This is a genomic window from Citrobacter sp. CFNIH10, from assembly GCF_002934585.1.
Classification (GTDB): Bacteria; Pseudomonadota; Gammaproteobacteria; order Enterobacterales; family Enterobacteriaceae; genus Citrobacter_A; species Citrobacter_A amalonaticus.
Map to the genome: position 1 here is coordinate 1,510,050 of NZ_CP026216.1, position 16,375 is coordinate 1,526,424.

A 16,375-nucleotide genomic window follows, 5' to 3' on the forward strand; every position below is an offset into this window, starting at 1 on the left:
GCCGCTTCCTTATGAAGTTAAGGTCTGATTGAGCAAAGTCAGTACCTGAGTGGCGTCACCTTGCTTCAGTTGATTGATGAAATCCTGATGGATAAGTTTGCGACACAGGGTGCCGATGATTTTGACCTGATCGTCTTCGCCGGTTTGCGGTATGCCGAGGCAGATCCAACAGTTAACGGCTTCGCCATCGCTGGACTGCCAGTCCACTCCGTGAGTTTTACGGGCAAACAGTACAAAGGGGTGTTCTACGCAGGCGCTTTTGCCATGGGGCACAGCGATACCTGATCCGAATCCGGTAGAATGCAGTTTTTCCCGCATCAGCAGCGTTTGTAAAAACAACTGGCGATCGGTGATCGCGCCATTCCGAAACGCCATTTCCGCGAGTTGTTTCAGAATGGAATAAGTGCTGTTGCCCTGAATATTCAGGTCAATACAACGTACCGTAAGCTCTGACATAGAGAGACTCCGTTAAAACCTCTTTTCTACGATTTTAACGATGCTTTCGTATTGAGATGAGCGGCAATATGTCTGAGCGGAGTGACATAATGTCGGCTAAGCATCAACAGGCTTTGTGCACGAGGCCACATTTTGCAACGCGACGCAGAAAGAAATAATGCGCTGATAAACCTCCCGGACGCAAAAAAATGCGATATTTCTCACATTTCTCTCTTTTTATAAACTCGATATGACGTACAGAATAGGGGCGCGTAAAAAGGATGAGGGGGGCTTCAATTAACTAAATGATAATTAACGGAATTAAAAAATCACGCTTTGATAAATTTCATTTTTATATGTGATTGGCATCACAAAAATTGACCATGCAATCAGTCTGTCAATATTACTCGCCTCTGAATTTATCAGCATAATGTGATCTTCATTGCAAATAGCGGACTTGAAGTCAGGGAAAAATGTTCCACGGGTGCTTCGGAGGAAACGCAATGAAAATTGGTATTGTCATTAGTGGGGGCGATGTGTCTGGAATAAATAATTTCATATTCCAGATTGCCCGACTCGCGGATGCAAAAATTACCTTATTCAATGGTGGTATTCCCGGCTTGCTGGAGAAAAATCATCATGACGTGGCATGGCGCGATTTGGTCGATTTTTCTATCGCGGCAATACCTCTCATTACCTCGGGAAGAACGACCCGTAAGTTGCAGCGTAGCGAATATGAAACGATCGCCAGAAAACTCAAGTCGCTGCACATTGATGTGTTAATTATGGCGGGCGGTGACGGCAGTTTACAGTTTCTCAATACCCTGAGCGAATTTGATATTAATTGTTTTGGCGTGGGGATGACTATCGATAATGATGTTTATGGCAGTCATTATACGATTGGTTTTTCGACCGCCTGTGAACAGATTATTAAGGAGGTTTCTCGTTTACGAAATACGGGCAGAGCGCTACCTGGTCGCGTGTTTATGGTGGAATTATTGGGGGGATATTGTGGTGAATTAACGCTGCAATCCGCAATTAAATGCAATGCGGATATCGCCCTGATTCCGGAATGCCAGATGTCGCTTGATGCCTTAGCGGAACGGGTAAGGCAAAAACTGACCGTCCAGAATAGCGTGATTATTCTGTGCTCAGAAGGCTACACCAGAGAATATTCTCCCGGTTTTCAGGGGGCGATTGACACCATGATAAAACAGCTCGAACCACGTATTGGCGAGCGCATTCGTAAAACGATTGTTGGTTACGGTTTACGTAATGGCGATCCGACCTGTGAAGAAATTTATCAGGGCACCATCATGGCGAGCGAAGTGGTTCGATGCATCCAGTCAGGGATGAAAAATAAAGCGATTATTATAAATCAAAGCAATAAACCTATTCCGATTGATCTCGTAAGTATGAAAAAACGTCTGGTCGATACAGAAGGACATCATTACAAACTTGCCAAACAACTCAATATTATTTGAGGAGACCTTACATGCTGAAAATTCTTTGCGTATGTGGCTGCGGCCTCGGTTCAAGTTTTGCTATTGAAATGACGGCGAAAGCGGTTTTAAAGAAACTGGAAATTCCTGCGCATATCGAACATACCACGGTATCTGAAGCAGGGGCGTTTAAATCTGACATGATCCTGACGCAAAAAACCTTTGCTGACATCTTAACGGCGGATGCCAGTGAAGAAGAAATTAAACGGGTCGTGGTTCTGAATAAGCTCACGGACAAAGACGAAATTGAAGCCAAAATCGTCGCGTTTTTAAAAGAGCGGAATCTGAAGGTAGCTCATTATGAATAGCTTCGTTGAATTCATCGTTAAAGATTTGCTCGGTCAGGCGTCGATATTAATCGCCTTTATCGCGATGCTCGGACTGATCCTGCAAAAGAAATCACCGGGAAAAACCGCAGAGGGGACGTTTAAAACGCTGCTCGGTTTTTTAATCATGATGGCCGGGATCAATATTATTGTCGCCACACTGACCTTCCTGAACGATATTTTTACTCAGGGATTTGGTATGAAGGGCTACATTACCGATGTGGCTGCCATCGCCGGGTTAGCTAACCGTGAGTTGGGCTCAGAAGTGGCGTTAACCCTGATGGTGATTTTTGCCGTCAATATCATCATCGCGCGTCTGACACCGCTGAAATACATCTTCCTGACCGGACAAGCGTTGTTGTGGATGGCGACCATTGGCGCGGTCATTGGCTATAAATCGGGGCTCACCGGACTGCCGTTGATTCTGACCGGCGGGGTTTTTGGCGGCGTGATGGCGGTGCTGATGCCTGCGCTGGCGCAACCGGTGGTCAGGCGCATCACCGGCTCGGATGATGTGGCGCTGGGGCACTTTTGTACTATTGGCTATCTCGTGCAGGCGGCGGTGGCTAAAGTGGTGGGCAAAGGATCTCGCTCCACGGAAGACCTTGAATTACCCGATAATTTCAAGTTCTTACAGGATACCTATCTCGCCATGGCGGTAGTGATGGTGCCGATGTACCTCATTCCGGCGCTGGCGGCGGGTCCGGAATATATCGCCCAGTTCTCCGGCGGCGTGAACTATCTGATGTATGCCTTCATGCAGTCCATTCAGTTTGTGGCCGGTGTCTTCGTGCTCTACAGCGGCGTGCGCTTACTGCTCAACGAACTGGTTCCGGCATTTCGCGGTATCGCTATGCGTATCGTTCCGGATGCAAAGCCCGCGCTGGATTGCCCGGTTCTGTTCCCTTATGCCCCCAACGCGGTGATTGTTGGGTTCCTGGCGACCACTGTCGGTTCCATCATCGGTATGCTGGTGTTCCCGATGTTTGGTCTGGCGATGATCCTGCCGGGTCTGCTAACTAACTTTTTCGCCGGGGGGACCGCGGGCGTCTTTGGCAACGCGCTGGGCGGCCGTCGTGGCGCGATGATCGGCGGCGTAGTTCACGGGCTGTTCATCACCTTCCTGCCTGCGATTCTGGTGCCGATGCTGGAAATCTACGGTTTCACCGGCGTCACGTTCAGCGATTCTGACGTCATCAGTTCCGGCCTCGTTTTAGGCCACGCCTTCCAGAATAACTGGCTGTTTGTCGCGTTGTTCATTGTTTTTGTTGCCGCACTGGCATGGTTCGTAAACGGTAAATCCGCTAAGCCAAAAGGGGAAAATGTTCATGAGTCTGTATAATTTCAACGAGATCCTAAAAATCGGCCAGGAAAGAAATTTCAAAGCGATTGGATCCTTTAACCTGCACTGTATTGAAATGCTGCCTGCGTTTTTTAAAGCGGCGCAAAAAACGAATAGCCCGTTAATGATTCAGATTTCAACCGGGACGGCAGAATATCTGGGTTATCGCCTGCTGGTTGATGCGGTGCGTTCGCTGGCGGAGAGCGAGAATGTCCCGACCTGTCTGCATCTGGATCACTGCTCTGATATCAGCGCCATTGAGACGGCGATGAATGCCGGATTTTCCTCGGTCATGTATGACGGCTCGCACCTGGAACTGGAAGAGAATATCGGTAATACCCGCATCGTGGTGGAGATGGCCAGACCGCGCAATATTACGGTGGAAGGCGAGCTTGGGGCTATTGGTGGCTCAGAGGATGGTAAAGCAGTGGCGGCAGAGGATATCTGCTTTACGACGGTAGAAGATGCCAAACGCTTCGTTGAGGAAACGCGAGTCGACATGCTGGCGGTGTCGGTGGGTACGGTACACGGCCTGTATACCGGCAAGGCGCAGATTCAACATCAGCGGCTGCAAGAGATCAGCGCCGCGACCGGTGTTCCACTGGTATTACACGGAGGGACGGGGGTGAGTGACGACGATATGCGCCTGGCCGTCACTGAAGGCATTAATAAAGTGAATGTCGGCACGGAAATGAACGTACAGTGGGTCGACCAGTGTAAAAATACCTTTGAGAAAGGCAAAGTGAATGACAGCGTACGTAAGTTTTTAATTCCGGCAAATAATGCCGTCACCCAGGTATTAATGGAAAAGATCGCGTTATTTAAATAACTCCGTTATTAATAAATGATGTTTTGTTGCCCTGTTGTCCATCAGGGCGGGGGATCGCTATGTTTGAATCTTTGAAATCGTTATGGAAAAAAGAAACACGCCCGCCGGAAGATTATGATGAACAGTCCCGTGTTCTGGCAGGAGAAATCGCCAGGCTGGAAGGTGAACTGCAGGGCAACCCGGGTAATGGTGAAATACAGAAAGCATTAATGCTGATCTATAACCGGGCGCTGTCGGTCTATGCCAAAAGCCAGACGCACCGGCAGGATATTGATTCGCTTTTTGTGCGTATAGATGAGTTGCGTAATGTTATTCGCCGGAATATTTAGCGTCGGGTTTATTAAGCGCTTAGGGAGTCGTCATGACGATAAAAGAATTACTGATCGAGGCCGATGCCATTCAGGTTGGCGTCGCGGAAAACGACTGGCAGAAGGTGATTCAACTGGCGGCCAGACCGTTGGTCGCAAAAGGGTATATTTCAGCGGAATACGGTCAGGCAGTTATCGACAACACCCTCAGTCATGGGGCGTATTATGTATTTGATGAAGGGGTTGCGATCCCCCATGCCCGTCCAGAATGTGGGGTGAAGCGCAACTGTTTTAGCATGGTGCTGTTGGATAAGCCCATTCAGTTTGCCGACAGTGAAGCCGCCGACATTGTCATTATGTTTGGTGCACAGGACAGTAATGCGCATATTGAAGAGGGCATCCGCGCCATTGTCGCCTTACTCGATAACGATGAACGCATGACGAAGTTGCGGGCGGCACGTTCCCAGGAAGAGGTGGTCGCGTTGCTATGAAACGACACCTCTCGCCGGACTGTAAAACAGTGATTCTGATTAACGGGATCCCCGCTTCAGGTAAAAGTACCATTACTCATCAGCTCTCCAGGACCTTCAGTTTGCCACTGCTGACGATTGATGGGATCAAAGAGCCGTTTATGGCACGCTTTACGGATATCGACCGGCCTTTCAACCGGCAGTTGGGCTGTGCGGCCTATGAGGTGATCTGGTCTATTATTGGCCACGCTCCGGCGAACGTTGTCTGGCTGGTTGATGCCTGGTTTGGCTTTCAGCCTCGCGAGAGGTTGCAACAACTCTTGCAGCAGGCGGGTGTTGAGAAGGTGTTGGAAGTGTGGAATCAGATCACGCCTGAGCTGGCAGTGACGCGCTATGCCACCCGCTTACAGGATCGCAAACCGGGTCATCCCGGTGAGGAGTATCTACCCGAACTGGCGCAACTGGCAGAACGCGCCGAACCGATGCGGCTCGGGCCGGTGTTTACGGTAGATCAACAGCAAACGCTGGATATTGAATCCGTTATCGCCTGGATAGACGAACAGATAGACAAAACCTGAACGGTAGAGTGTCGTTACCCCTTCAAGGGCGCCCGCGGGCGCTTTTTTAGTGTATCCCTACCATTCGCAGCAGCGCGGTCACCACGGCGGCGGCGACGATCACCACAATCAATGGCATCTTACGCCAGGCGAGAAAGACCGCGAACGCCACGCCGAGAACGCGTGCCATGCCAGCCAAATGCACGCCTTCATAAAAGGTGGTGGCCAGGGCGACGGAAAACAGCAGTACCGTGGCGGCATCGGATAACAGTGCCTGAGCGCGTTCAGAGAGCGCCAGGCGACTGCCCAGTCTGGCGCCGCCGAGGCGCATTAAATAGGTGCCTGCCGATAAAATGGCGATACCGACGATAAACAGCGTCATGTTACCCATTACTTTTTCCTCGTCAGTAAGCCCAGCAGGGAGAGCAGAACTGGCAGCCCGACCGGCGCGAAAGGCACGGCGGCGAGCGACACGGCGGCTCCGCTCAGGCCCCGAATCAGAGTGGTACGGTTTTTAAACGCCGGGACGACGAGAGCCAGCAGGATAGCCGGGAACACGGCGTCCAGCCCGATGGTTTCCGGGGCTGGCAGCAATTGACCCACCACGGTGCCCAGCAGGGTCCCCAGCGGCCACAGAATGGCAACGCCGAGGCCACATAGCCAGTAGGCGGCTTTGCGCTGCTCTGGGGTTTTCTGCGACAGGCCGAACACGACGCTTTCATCGTTCATAATATGGCAGCCGAAAAAACTCGCCGCGCGGGTGCCGACCAGATCCCGTACCGTCACGCCAAACGGAACATGGCGGGCGTTAACCAGTAAACCGGCTGCGGCAGCGGCTAACGGATTACCGCCGCTGGCGACAATGCCGATAAACATAAATTCGGACGCTCCTGCCAGCACACAAATAGAGAGTACAAACGGCACCCACACCGGGAAGCCATAAGCCATCGCCAGTGAACCGTAGGACATCCCAACCACGCCTACCGCCAGGCAGACCAGAAAGATTGCTTTTATCGTGTCTGCCTTCAGACAGGAGAAGAAGTGCGCCATGATTTAGCCATATCGAACGAATTTCCATTATAATGAACGCAACATCAGTGTTTGACAAGATGAACGATTCGTTCGATATAAAAAACATGGAGTCGGGTATGACACAACCCATCAGCGTGATCGCCAAAAGTCTGGTTCGCGAGCGTCAGCGGACGGGTCTGTCGCTGGCAGAAATCGCCCGACGGGCGGGGATCGCCAAGTCGACGCTTTCCCAACTGGAAGCGGGGAACGGTAATCCTAGCCTGGAAACCCTCTGGTCGCTTTGTGTGGCGCTGGATATTCCCTTTGCGCGACTGCTGGAGCCGCAGGTGCAAAAAACGCAGGTGATCCGGTGCGGTGAGGGTACGAAAGTAGTGGCCGAACAGGCGCACTATCAGGCGATTTTACTGGCTGCCTGCCCGCCTGGCGCACGGCGTGATATCTATCTGTTGTTGACCCAGCCAGGAGCCGACCGCATTTCTCAGCCGCATCCACCGGGCTCGATCGAGCATATTATTGTCACGAAGGGAAAAGCGCTGGTCGGGCTGACAGAAGCGCCAGAAGTGTTAGGTGAGGGCGACTATATTTGTTATCCCGCCGATCAGGAGCATATCTTCCAGGCGCTGGAAGCGGATACCCAGGCGATTCTGGTGGCTGAGCAGAGTTTAGCGAACCTGGAATTTCACCGTTATGGTATGCAAAAGGCTCCCCCGAATGATTACTTCTAATTATTTTTTCTCTTAATGCATATTTAATTGTTTTTATGATATTTCGTTTATTTTAGCCCTTTTGTTATATTCCTCACGAACTGAAAGCTTTCTGCGTTTACACAAAGAAAGCTGCATGTTAGTAATTGCTGGCCTGCGGCGCGGTAACAGTTGATTATTATCATCAATTGTAGCCGTTATTAAATATAAAAATAACACATACTATTTTGTTATTCATTTTGCGTATTTCTCAAAGAAATACGCTGTCCATTATTTATTTTCAAGGAGCGCAAATAAATGAGGAAATCGACGCTGGCTTTAGCAATAGGTCTGTTATTAATCGCTAATAATGGTTTTGCTAAAACGCAAAAAATGACACTGGAACAACGGCTCGAACAATTGGAAGCGCGACTGGAGGCCGCAGAATATCGGGCGGCAAAGGCGGAAAATCAGGTTCAGCAATTACAGACCCAACAGGCAACCGAAATCCGTGAAATTAAGGCGGCACAGGGCAACACGCCAGTTAACGGCCAAACCCCTCCTGAGGAGACGAAAAAGAATGCCGCGACACCGAATCTGCTGCTTTCCGGTTATGGCGATCTGAAAATCTATGGTGACGTTGAATTCAACATAGATGCGGAAAGTAATCATGGCTTGCTGGCAATGACCAATGCCAGTGTTGACCATGACCCGACTAACGAACAGTGGAATATTAATGGCCGGATTTTACTGGGCTTTGATGGTACACGTAAGCTGGGTGAGGGTTATTATGCCGGATTCTCCGCCCAACCGCTGGGGGATATGACCGGTACGGTGAATATCGATGATGCCGTCTTCTTCTTTGGTAAAGAGAATGACTGGAAAGTGAAGGTGGGGCGCTTCGAAGCCTACGATATGTTCCCGCTGAATCAGGATACCTTTGTTGAGCATTCGGGGAATACCGCCAACAATCTGTATGACGACGGCAGCGGTTACATCTACATGATGAAAGAAGGCCGCGGTCGTTCTGATGCTGGCGGTAACTTCCTCGTCAGCAAGCAGGTGGATAACTGGTACTTCGAGTTAAACACTCTGCTGGAAGAAGGCACTTCACTCTATAACGATGACGAATTCCACGGCCGGAGAATGGATCAACAGAAAAACGTTGCCTATTTGCGTCCGGTTATTTCATGGTCGCAGGATGCGTTCTCGGTAGCTGCCGCGATGGAGTCGAACGTCGTCAATAACGCCTATGGCTACACCAACTCAAACGGTAAATTTGTCGATCAGTCGGACCGTACCGGTTACGGTATGACGATGACATGGAATGGTTTAAAGAGCGATCCGGAGAATGGCATGGTGGTAAACCTGAATACCGCTTATCTTGATGCCAATAATGAAAACGATTTTACCGCCGGGCTGAACGCGCTGTGGAAACGTTTTGAATTAGGTTATATCTACGCGCATAACAAAATTGATGACTTTGAAGGGGTGGTGTGTGATGACGGCTGCTGGATTAATAATAAAGGCACCTATGACATTCATACCATTCACGCGTCGTATCAGTTTGCTAATGTGATGAATATGCAAAACTTCAATATTTACCTTGGCGCATATTACTCAATTCTGGATAGCGAAGGCGATAACGTGAACGGCGACGATTCTGATAATCGTTATGGTGGTCGCGTTCGCTTTAAATATTATTTCTAAACGAAAAGGCCCGGTAGCGCCGAGGTCTACCGGGCTCATCGATTACTCCAGATAAAACACGTTTTTCAGCTCTGCGCTCACCGGGCTGTTATCCGGATTTGCGGGCATGACGTCGCGCATATGCTTCCACCAGCGCTGACAAACGTCAGTGTTGGCAACGGCGTTCCAGCGTTCTTCGGACTCAATCTCTACGGTCGCAAACAGCAAATTACGCGGCGCATCGAGATAGATCGCGTAATGATGCGCCCCGTGCGCTTTCAGCACAGCTTCCAGCTCCGGCCAGATGGGATTATGCCGACGCTGGTACTCCTCATGTGCGTCGGCATTCACCTGCATCACGAACGCTTTGCGGATCATAATGCCTCCAGATACAGCTCGCGTACTTCGTCACGGCTGGCAGTCCGCGGGTTACACGGCGCACAAGGATCCGCCAGCGCTTTGTCCAGCCAGCCTTCGATATCCTCTTTAGTGACGCCAAGCTGGCTGAAACCAGCCGGAATACCGACACGTTTGCTTAATGCGCGGATGGCGTTGATCGCTTCCATACTTGCTGCTTCATCGCTCATACCACGGGTATCGACACCCATCGCCTGCGCGATGCGGGCAAAACGCGCCACTGCGTTCGGGCGGTTAAAGTTTTCGATAATCGGCAGCAGGATGGCGTTACAAACGCCGTGCGGCAGGTTATGCGTGGCGCCCGGCTGGTGCGCCAGGGCGTGAACCAGCCCCAGGCCGGCGCTGTTGAACGCCATCCCCGCCAGATACTGACCAAACGCCATTTGCTCGCGCGCTTCCAGGTTGTGGCCATCATCGACCGCTTTTGGCAGCCACAGGTTGATCAGGCGAATCGCTTCCAGCGCATTGGCGTCAGTCAGCGGGTGTGCACCAACAGAAACATATGCTTCCACCGCGTGGGTCAGCGCGTCCATACCGGTTGCTGCCGTCACGGAGGCCGGGATTTCCAGCATCACGCTGGCATCGTCCACGGCGATATCCGGGATAATGTTCGGATCGATGATAACCTCTTTCACCTGGCGTCCGGAGTCGATGATCACGGCGTTGCTGGTCATCTCGGCAGCGGTTCCGGCAGTGGTGTTAATGGCAACCAGCGGTACGCCTGGGTTTTTCACTTTCCCCACGCCGGAGTAAGCGGTGGAAGGCCCCGGGTTCGCGGTGAGGATTTTCACGGCTTTAGCGGTATCGATCGGGCTGCCGCCGCCAAAGGCGATGAGGTAATCACAGTTCGCGTCCTGATAAGCCGCGTAGCCTTTTTGCACCAGCGCTTCGGTCGGGTTCGGGAACACCTCATCGAACAGGTGGTACGACATTTTGTGCTCATCCAGCGCCGCAAACAGACTGTCGAGCAGGCCCAGCTTAACCAGTTGACCGTCGGTGACGATCAGCGCTTTTCCCCATTGCTTATTCGCTACGAGGTTCACCATATCGCCAATCGCGCCCGCGCCATGCAGACTGATTTTCGGAAGTGCCAGCATAAAGCTCATGTTGTTTCTCCTTAAAGTGATGATATTTCCGGCGGCAAAACTCCATGTCGCCGGAGGGATTCAGATTCGTCGTCGTTGCATCATTCGGCGTGTAAGAATCGGCAGCGAGATCACCACGATCAGCATCGCGCCGATAATGATCGACATCACGATGCCCGGCACGTTGAGCAGGCTCAGGCCGAAGGTCACCAGCCCCATCAGGAACGCTGCGATGATGACGCCAGTCATGCTGCCGGAGCCGCCGAGAATATTGACGCCACCCAGCACCGCCATTGTTACCACGGCCAGCTCCCAGCCCATCGCGATGGTGGGACGCGTACTGCCGAGTCTGGAGGTGAGCAACACGGCGGCCAGTCCCGCCATGAGTCCGACCAGAGCGAATAAAATCAGGTTGTGACGTTTCACGTTAATGCCGGAGTACCACGCGCCCACCGGGTTATTACCGATGGCGTAGGTGCGGCGACCAAAGTTCGTTTTGTGCAGCAGGAAGGTGAACACGATCGCCAGTACGATAAACAGCGCAAACTCGAACGACAGCGCGCCCCAGACGTAGCCCTGACCAAACCACGTAAAGCTTTCCGGGTAAGCATTCAGCGCCTGATCGCCGAGTAAAATGTAGGTTATGCCGCGATACAAACTCATGGTGCCGATGGTGATCACGATGGATGAGAGATTAAACCGCGTCACCAGGATGCCGTTCAGCAGCCCGCACAAGAGTCCGGTTCCCAGCCCGACGCAGACCAGCAGGGGCGTATCCATTCCCGCTGCCGCGCAGAACCCCATGGCCGTCGAACTCAGCGCCAGAGTTGACGCCACCGAGAGATCAATTTCCCGGGCGATAATCAGCATCGCCATGGGCAGCACGATGATCGCTTTTTCGGTGAAGTTGAACGTTGCGTCGGAGAGATTCCAGATATTAAGGAAGTACGGCGAGGCCAGCGCGTTGACGATAAATACCGCCAGGGTGACGGCGAACAGAAAACCCTCCCAGCACAACAGGCGTTGCCAGACCGCGCGCGTATCGGGGGCGCGTTCGATCGCTTCAGACGTCATCACTTTATTCATGAGTTCACCGCCTGTTTTTGCCGTGCCAGCGCTGCGTTGCGCAGAATTAACCGGCCTTTGTGTTTATTGCTGCGTTCGTTGAGCAGAACGGCAATCACGATCACCGCGCCGGAAATAGCCATCTGCCAGAAGGGTGAGATGCCAATGACGGGCAATGCGTTATTGATCACGCCAAGGAACAATGCGCCACACAGGCAACCGAGAACGCGACCGATTCCTCCCATCGTACTGATACCCCCAATCACACAGGCTGCCACAACCTGTAACTCAAAACCGTTAGCTACATCGACATAGGCAACAGCGAATCGGGAAATCCACAGGTAGCCGCAGAAACCGGCGAGGGCACCCGACAGGCAGAAGCTGATGAACTGCATTTTCCCGGCGTTGATCCCGGTGTAATACGCCGCAGTGGCATTCCCGCCTGCGGTGTACAGCGCTCGCCCTGTGCGGCTGTAGCGCAGGAAGTAGCTGACTACGATAACGGCGGCGATGGCGCACCAGCTCAGTACCGGCAGGCCAAGCAGAGCAAAACGAGGAAGGGCGAGGAAGCTGTCGCTCATCTGATGCGAGTTAATCCAGCCGCCGTTCGACAGCAAAAAGATAATGCCGCGATAAATGCTCATGGTACCGAGCGTGACCACTATCGCCGGGATACCTAATTTCCAGACCAGCAGACCGTTGATCATTCCCATCACCAGACCGCAGGCGGTTGCCAGTAATATCAACGCCCAGACGGGGATCTCAGGATGCTGGAAGTTGAGCAGGGCGACGATCATCCCGGTGAGCGCCAGATTGGCGGCCATCGACAGATCGATACCTTTGGTCAGTAGTACCATCATTTGCCCGAGCGCAAGGATGATCAGAATCGAGGTGTCATTGAAGATTTCAGCCAGGTTGCCAGGAGAGACAAACGACGGGACGCGACTGCCGATGGCGGCGATCATCAGGAGAATAACCGCTGCCAGCAGGGCTTCGCGGTGTTTGAGCAGGCGCTGAATCATTATGCTGCCTCCTTATTGATGCCGCTGGCGGCGCTGACAATGGCCTCCGCTGTGGCTTCACCGGCGCGGTATTGCGCGACCATCAACCCTTCGTGCATGACGATAATTCTGTCTGCCATGCCCATCACTTCCGGGAGTTCAGAGGAGACCATAATCACCGCCAGCCCTTGCGCCACCAGTTCGGACATAAACTGGTGCACCGCCGCTTTTGAGCCGATATCGATGCCTTTGGTCGGTTCGTCGAGAATAATCACTTCAGGATGGGTGGCGAGCCATTTACCGATCACCACCTTTTGCTGATTGCCGCCGGAAAGCGTTTCGACCGCCTGACGCCAGCTAAACGCTTTGACCTGCAGGCGTTTAGCATAGCTGTCCGCCAGTTGCCACTCTCGCGCCGCATTGAGCACGCCACGCGGATTCAGCTTACTCAACTGCGGCAGGCTGATGTTCTCGGCGATACTCATTTCAATGATTGCCCCCTGTTTTTGTCGTTCTTCCGGCACGCAGACAATACCAGCGCGAATCGCATCGGCAGGCTGATGAAAATGAATGGCCCGTCCGTTGAGACGGATTTCACCGTGAGAAGGCCGGGATACGCCGGACAGCGCCTGCATCAATTCGGTCCGTCCTGCCCCCACCAGCCCGTAGAAACCGAGGATCTCCCCTTTTCTCAGAGTGAAATCAATGTGGGCAAATTCAGTGGGATGGCAGAGATCTTTCACCTCCAGTACCGTCTCGCCTTTCTCGCAGGCCACTTTCGGGAAAGTCTGGGTAATCGCGCGTCCTACCATCATGGCGACCATCCGCTCTTCGCTAATCTCATGGATGTCGCCGGAACAGACGAATACGCCGTCGCGTAGAATGGTGTAGTGATCCGCCAGCTCAAAGATTTCATCGAACTTGTGGGAGATAAACAGAATCGCTTTGCCTTCCTGCTTCAGGCGCTCAACGATTTGATAGAACTCCAGAATTTCGTGTTGCGACAGTGCGGCGGTCGGTTCATCGAGAATCACTACCTGGGCCTCAAAGGAAAGCGCACGGGCAATGGCCACCATATGGCGCTGGGCGATGCTCAGGGTTTTCAGCGTGGCGCGCGGATCGATCTGCACCTCAAGGCGGGTGAGGATCGCCTGCGCCCGACGGTGCATTTCTGGCCAGTCGAGCTTTTTGAAAAAGCCTTTATACAGGTATTGGCCGACAAAAATATTCTCAGTCACCGACAGCTCATCGAACAGCACCGTTTCCTGATGAATCGCGGTGATGCCGACTTTATGCGCCGCTTCCGGCGTCGGGAGCTGAACAGGAATAGCCTTGTAGAGGATTTCCCCCTCATCAGGCTGATAGATGCCGGTCATGACTTTGACCAGCGTGGACTTCCCCGCGCCGTTTTCGCCCACCAGCGCGGTCACTTTGCCTGGCCAGAGATCGAGCTGCACGTTCTCAAGGGCGCGCACGCCGGGGAATATCTTGGTGATCCCATGAAGTTGCAATAAAGGGGTGGACATGTCGGTTCTCCTCTTCATGTAGTGTTGCCGGATGGCGCTAACGCTTATCCGGCCTACAAAACGTATCGGTACCCGCAGGCCGGATAAGCACAACGTCACCCGGCGGCGTGACCCAGGGATCAGAAGATTTTTGAGAACTTATCAATGTTGCTGGCATCGTAGACGAATGGCTTAGCCATCGCCCCATTGCCGTCGGCATCCAGTTGCACTTTACCCAGTTTCCCCATATTGGCTTCGGTTTTGCTGGCGGTGCCTTTAACCAGATCGTCCGCCAGATACGTCGCCGCATAGCCCAGATCGATAGGATTCCAGATCGCAAAACTTTTCGACGCGCCTGACTTCACCGCGCCCGCCATTTCGGATGGCAAGCCGAGACCCGTCACATACACTTTGCCAATTTTGCCCTGATCCTTCACTGCCTGCGCCGCGGCAACAATGCCGACGGAAGACGGGGAGACGATCACTTTCAGATCCGGGTAAGATTTGAGCAGCCCTACTGCTTCGCGGTAGCTCTTGTCTGAGAGATCGTCGCCATAAGCCACGGTCACCAGGTTGATAGACGGATACTGCGGAAGCACCTTTTTCATCTCCGCAATCCAGATATTCTGGTTGGTCGACGTTGGCGTGGCGCTCAGGATCGCCACATCGCCTTTCTCCACGTTCAACGCCTTCAGCGCATCGGCGGCGAGTTTGACGTTGGTTTCGCCGATCAGGGCATTATTTGACGGGTTAAGGTGGATCTGCCGCCCCGCAGGCGCGACGCCGGAATCCCATGACACGACTTTGATACCACGCTGCATCGCTTTCTTCAGGACGGGTACAACGGCATCGGGATCGTTGGCAGAGATGGCGATCGCATCAACACCCTGGGCGATTAGCCCATTCAATACTTCGATCTGCGCTTCAGCGGTAGTCGTGGTGGGACCGGTGTAGATTACTTTGACATCACCGATCTCTTTGGCGGCTTCCTGAGCGCCGACATTTGCCGCTTCGAAAAATCCATTACCTAACGATTTCGCCACCAGGGCGATTTTTACTTCAGCTAAAGCGGAACCGGACAACGCCAGAGCGGCAACGGTGAGGATCAAGCTTGTCTTTATATTCATTGCTTTTACTCCACATCATGTTGATTCCCATGGGGAATGGTTTGGATTTGCAGGTGACAGAGTTCGCCCCGTCTCAGTGAGCGGGGCGCGATGTTGTTATCAATACAGTTCTAATGCACTGGCGAGCGGGGTGACGCCAAAGCGTTTACCCAGCGCGATCAGTTCTTCGCGGCTGATGGTTTGCTTCATACCGCCCATCGACAGCACTTTGACTAACACTTCGGCGGACTTCTCGGCGGTATCGATCAGTCCAAACGTTTCATCCAGCGTCGGGCCGCTGCCGAATACGCCGTGGAACGGCCACAACACCAGCGAATGTTTCTGCATTTCCTGCGCGGTGGCCTGGCCGATTTCATCGGTGCCCGGCACCATCCATGGCAGAATGCCCACGCCATCCGGGAAGACCACCAGACACTCGGTACTGCCTTCCCACAGTTTGCGGGTAAAAAGCGCGGTGCTGTTTTCCAGCACGTAGGTCAGAGCGATCAGGTTGGTGGCGTGGCAGTGCATGATCACGCGATCTTTACCTTGCGTGGTCTGGATACGTTCGCAGTGCGACAGGAAGTGTGCCGGCAACTCAGAGGTGGGCACCGCCTCGTTCGTCAGCCCCCATAGAATGTGGTAGCCCGCTCCGTCGCTGTCCACTTTCACGATGCCCAAATTGGCGGCGGGATCGAGTTGTACGTTGCGGAAGAATTTACCAGAGCCGGTCACGATAAACGGCGTGTTCGCCAACAGCGGCATTGGCTGGCTTAGGGCAATGTAGCGTGGCGCAGGATGGAAATCGGCGCTGAAAGGGGCAATATCCGCGTCATCGAGACGCAGCGTCAGGTTGCCGCCATTGCGCTCGTCCCAGCCTTTCAGCCAGGCGTCGGAGGTGGCTTTAATCATCCCCTGGACAAACCAGGCGTCGAGAATATTTTGCATAAAAGGTCTACCTGTTTTAGTCAATGCCCGATGGCAATGCGCCTATCGGGCCTGCGATGTTGAATGTGTCAGTAG

At 52.9% G+C, this 16,375-nt stretch carries 18 protein-coding genes and 1 pseudogene; 9 read left to right on the forward strand and 10 right to left on the reverse strand.

Features of this window, described 5'->3' with window-relative positions; genetic code table 11:
• Positions 1–9 precede the first annotated feature (9 nt).
• Positions 10–456, reverse strand: a complete 447-nt coding sequence (locus C2U53_RS10700; protein ID WP_054177409.1) for a PTS fructose transporter subunit IIA — start codon at positions 454–456, stop codon at positions 10–12.
• Positions 457–938: 482 nt separating this feature from the next.
• Between C2U53_RS10700 and C2U53_RS10705 the strand changes: the two genes are divergently transcribed.
• From C2U53_RS10705 to C2U53_RS10735, 7 genes are read left to right on the forward strand one after another with little or no spacing between them, the layout of a single operon-like run.
• Positions 939–1,919 (forward strand): 6-phosphofructokinase, encoded by a 981-nt coding sequence (locus C2U53_RS10705; RefSeq protein ID WP_044257191.1) that lies wholly within the window; start codon positions 939–941, stop codon positions 1,917–1,919.
• Between the two features lie 11 nt (positions 1,920–1,930).
• Positions 1,931–2,245 (forward strand): PTS sugar transporter subunit IIB, encoded by a 315-nt coding sequence (locus C2U53_RS10710; RefSeq protein WP_042325486.1) that lies wholly within the window; start codon positions 1,931–1,933, stop codon positions 2,243–2,245.
• Positions 2,238–3,605 (forward strand): PTS sugar transporter subunit IIC, encoded by a 1,368-nt coding sequence (locus C2U53_RS10715; protein WP_104445888.1) that lies wholly within the window; start codon positions 2,238–2,240, stop codon positions 3,603–3,605. The genes C2U53_RS10710 and C2U53_RS10715 overlap by 8 nt, the downstream gene beginning before the upstream one ends.
• Positions 3,592–4,434, forward strand: coding sequence for a class II fructose-bisphosphate aldolase (locus C2U53_RS10720; RefSeq protein ID WP_042998880.1), 843 nt, complete (start codon positions 3,592–3,594; stop codon positions 4,432–4,434). The genes C2U53_RS10715 and C2U53_RS10720 overlap by 14 nt, the downstream gene beginning before the upstream one ends.
• A gap of 59 nt (positions 4,435–4,493) precedes the next feature.
• Positions 4,494–4,763: a hypothetical protein gene (locus C2U53_RS10725; protein ID WP_042998881.1), complete on the forward strand. Its 270-nt coding sequence runs from the start codon at positions 4,494–4,496 to the stop codon at positions 4,761–4,763.
• 32 nt (positions 4,764–4,795) lie between these two features.
• On the forward strand, positions 4,796–5,233 hold the full coding sequence (locus C2U53_RS10730) for a PTS sugar transporter subunit IIA (protein WP_104445889.1): 438 nt from the start codon (positions 4,796–4,798) through the stop codon (positions 5,231–5,233).
• Positions 5,230–5,790: an AAA family ATPase gene (locus C2U53_RS10735; protein WP_061069455.1), complete on the forward strand. Its 561-nt coding sequence runs from the start codon at positions 5,230–5,232 to the stop codon at positions 5,788–5,790. The genes C2U53_RS10730 and C2U53_RS10735 overlap by 4 nt, the downstream gene beginning before the upstream one ends.
• 46 nt (positions 5,791–5,836) lie before the next feature.
• Here the strand turns inward: C2U53_RS10735 and C2U53_RS10740 are convergent, their stop codons facing one another.
• Together C2U53_RS10740 and C2U53_RS10745 are read right to left on the reverse strand one after the other, a co-directional pair.
• Positions 5,837–6,160 (reverse strand): AzlD domain-containing protein, encoded by a 324-nt coding sequence (locus C2U53_RS10740; RefSeq protein WP_104445890.1) that lies wholly within the window; start codon positions 6,158–6,160, stop codon positions 5,837–5,839.
• Positions 6,160–6,819 (reverse strand): AzlC family ABC transporter permease, encoded by a 660-nt coding sequence (locus tag C2U53_RS10745; RefSeq protein WP_042998885.1) that lies wholly within the window; start codon positions 6,817–6,819, stop codon positions 6,160–6,162. The genes C2U53_RS10740 and C2U53_RS10745 overlap by 1 nt, the downstream gene beginning before the upstream one ends.
• A gap of 98 nt (positions 6,820–6,917) precedes the next feature.
• On the opposite strand from C2U53_RS10745, the pseudogene C2U53_RS10750 reads away from it, so the two are divergent.
• Positions 6,918–7,463: pseudogene (locus C2U53_RS10750) on the forward strand (helix-turn-helix domain-containing protein); the annotation flags it as partial.
• Between the two features lie 339 nt (positions 7,464–7,802).
• On the forward strand, positions 7,803–9,194 hold the full coding sequence (locus C2U53_RS10755; protein ID WP_104445891.1) for a carbohydrate porin: 1,392 nt from the start codon (positions 7,803–7,805) through the stop codon (positions 9,192–9,194).
• A gap of 42 nt (positions 9,195–9,236) precedes the next feature.
• On the opposite strand, the gene rhaM is transcribed toward C2U53_RS10755, so the two are convergent.
• From rhaM to rhaD, 7 genes are all read right to left on the reverse strand, one after another.
• Positions 9,237–9,551: an L-rhamnose mutarotase gene (gene rhaM, locus C2U53_RS10760; protein ID WP_042998889.1), complete on the reverse strand. Its 315-nt coding sequence runs from the start codon at positions 9,549–9,551 to the stop codon at positions 9,237–9,239.
• Entirely contained in the window at positions 9,548–10,696 is a 1,149-nt protein-coding gene (gene fucO / locus C2U53_RS10765; protein ID WP_042998890.1) for a lactaldehyde reductase, read from the reverse strand. Before fucO ends, rhaM begins: the two co-directional genes overlap by 4 nt.
• Before the next feature lie 60 nt (positions 10,697–10,756).
• Complete coding sequence (locus tag C2U53_RS10770; protein ID WP_042998891.1) at positions 10,757–11,761, reverse strand: ABC transporter permease; 1,005 nt, start codon at positions 11,759–11,761, stop codon at positions 10,757–10,759.
• Positions 11,758–12,762, reverse strand: coding sequence for an ABC transporter permease (locus C2U53_RS10775; protein ID WP_042998892.1), 1,005 nt, complete (start codon positions 12,760–12,762; stop codon positions 11,758–11,760). The genes C2U53_RS10770 and C2U53_RS10775 overlap by 4 nt, the downstream gene beginning before the upstream one ends.
• The gene (locus tag C2U53_RS10780) at positions 12,762–14,267 is read right to left on the reverse strand and encodes a sugar ABC transporter ATP-binding protein (RefSeq protein ID WP_104445892.1); all 1,506 of its coding nucleotides are present in this window, start codon (positions 14,265–14,267) and stop codon (positions 12,762–12,764) included. Before C2U53_RS10780 ends, C2U53_RS10775 begins: the two co-directional genes overlap by 1 nt.
• 119 nt (positions 14,268–14,386) lie before the next feature.
• Positions 14,387–15,373 carry a rhamnose ABC transporter substrate-binding protein gene (rhaS, locus tag C2U53_RS10785; protein WP_042998894.1) on the reverse strand — a complete coding sequence of 329 codons (987 nt, stop codon included), beginning with the start codon at positions 15,371–15,373 and terminating at the stop codon, positions 14,387–14,389.
• A 99-nt stretch (positions 15,374–15,472) separates the two neighbouring features.
• Entirely contained in the window at positions 15,473–16,300 is an 828-nt protein-coding gene (gene rhaD / locus C2U53_RS10790; RefSeq protein ID WP_042998895.1) for a rhamnulose-1-phosphate aldolase, read from the reverse strand.
• Positions 16,301–16,375: the final 75 nt, after the last annotated feature.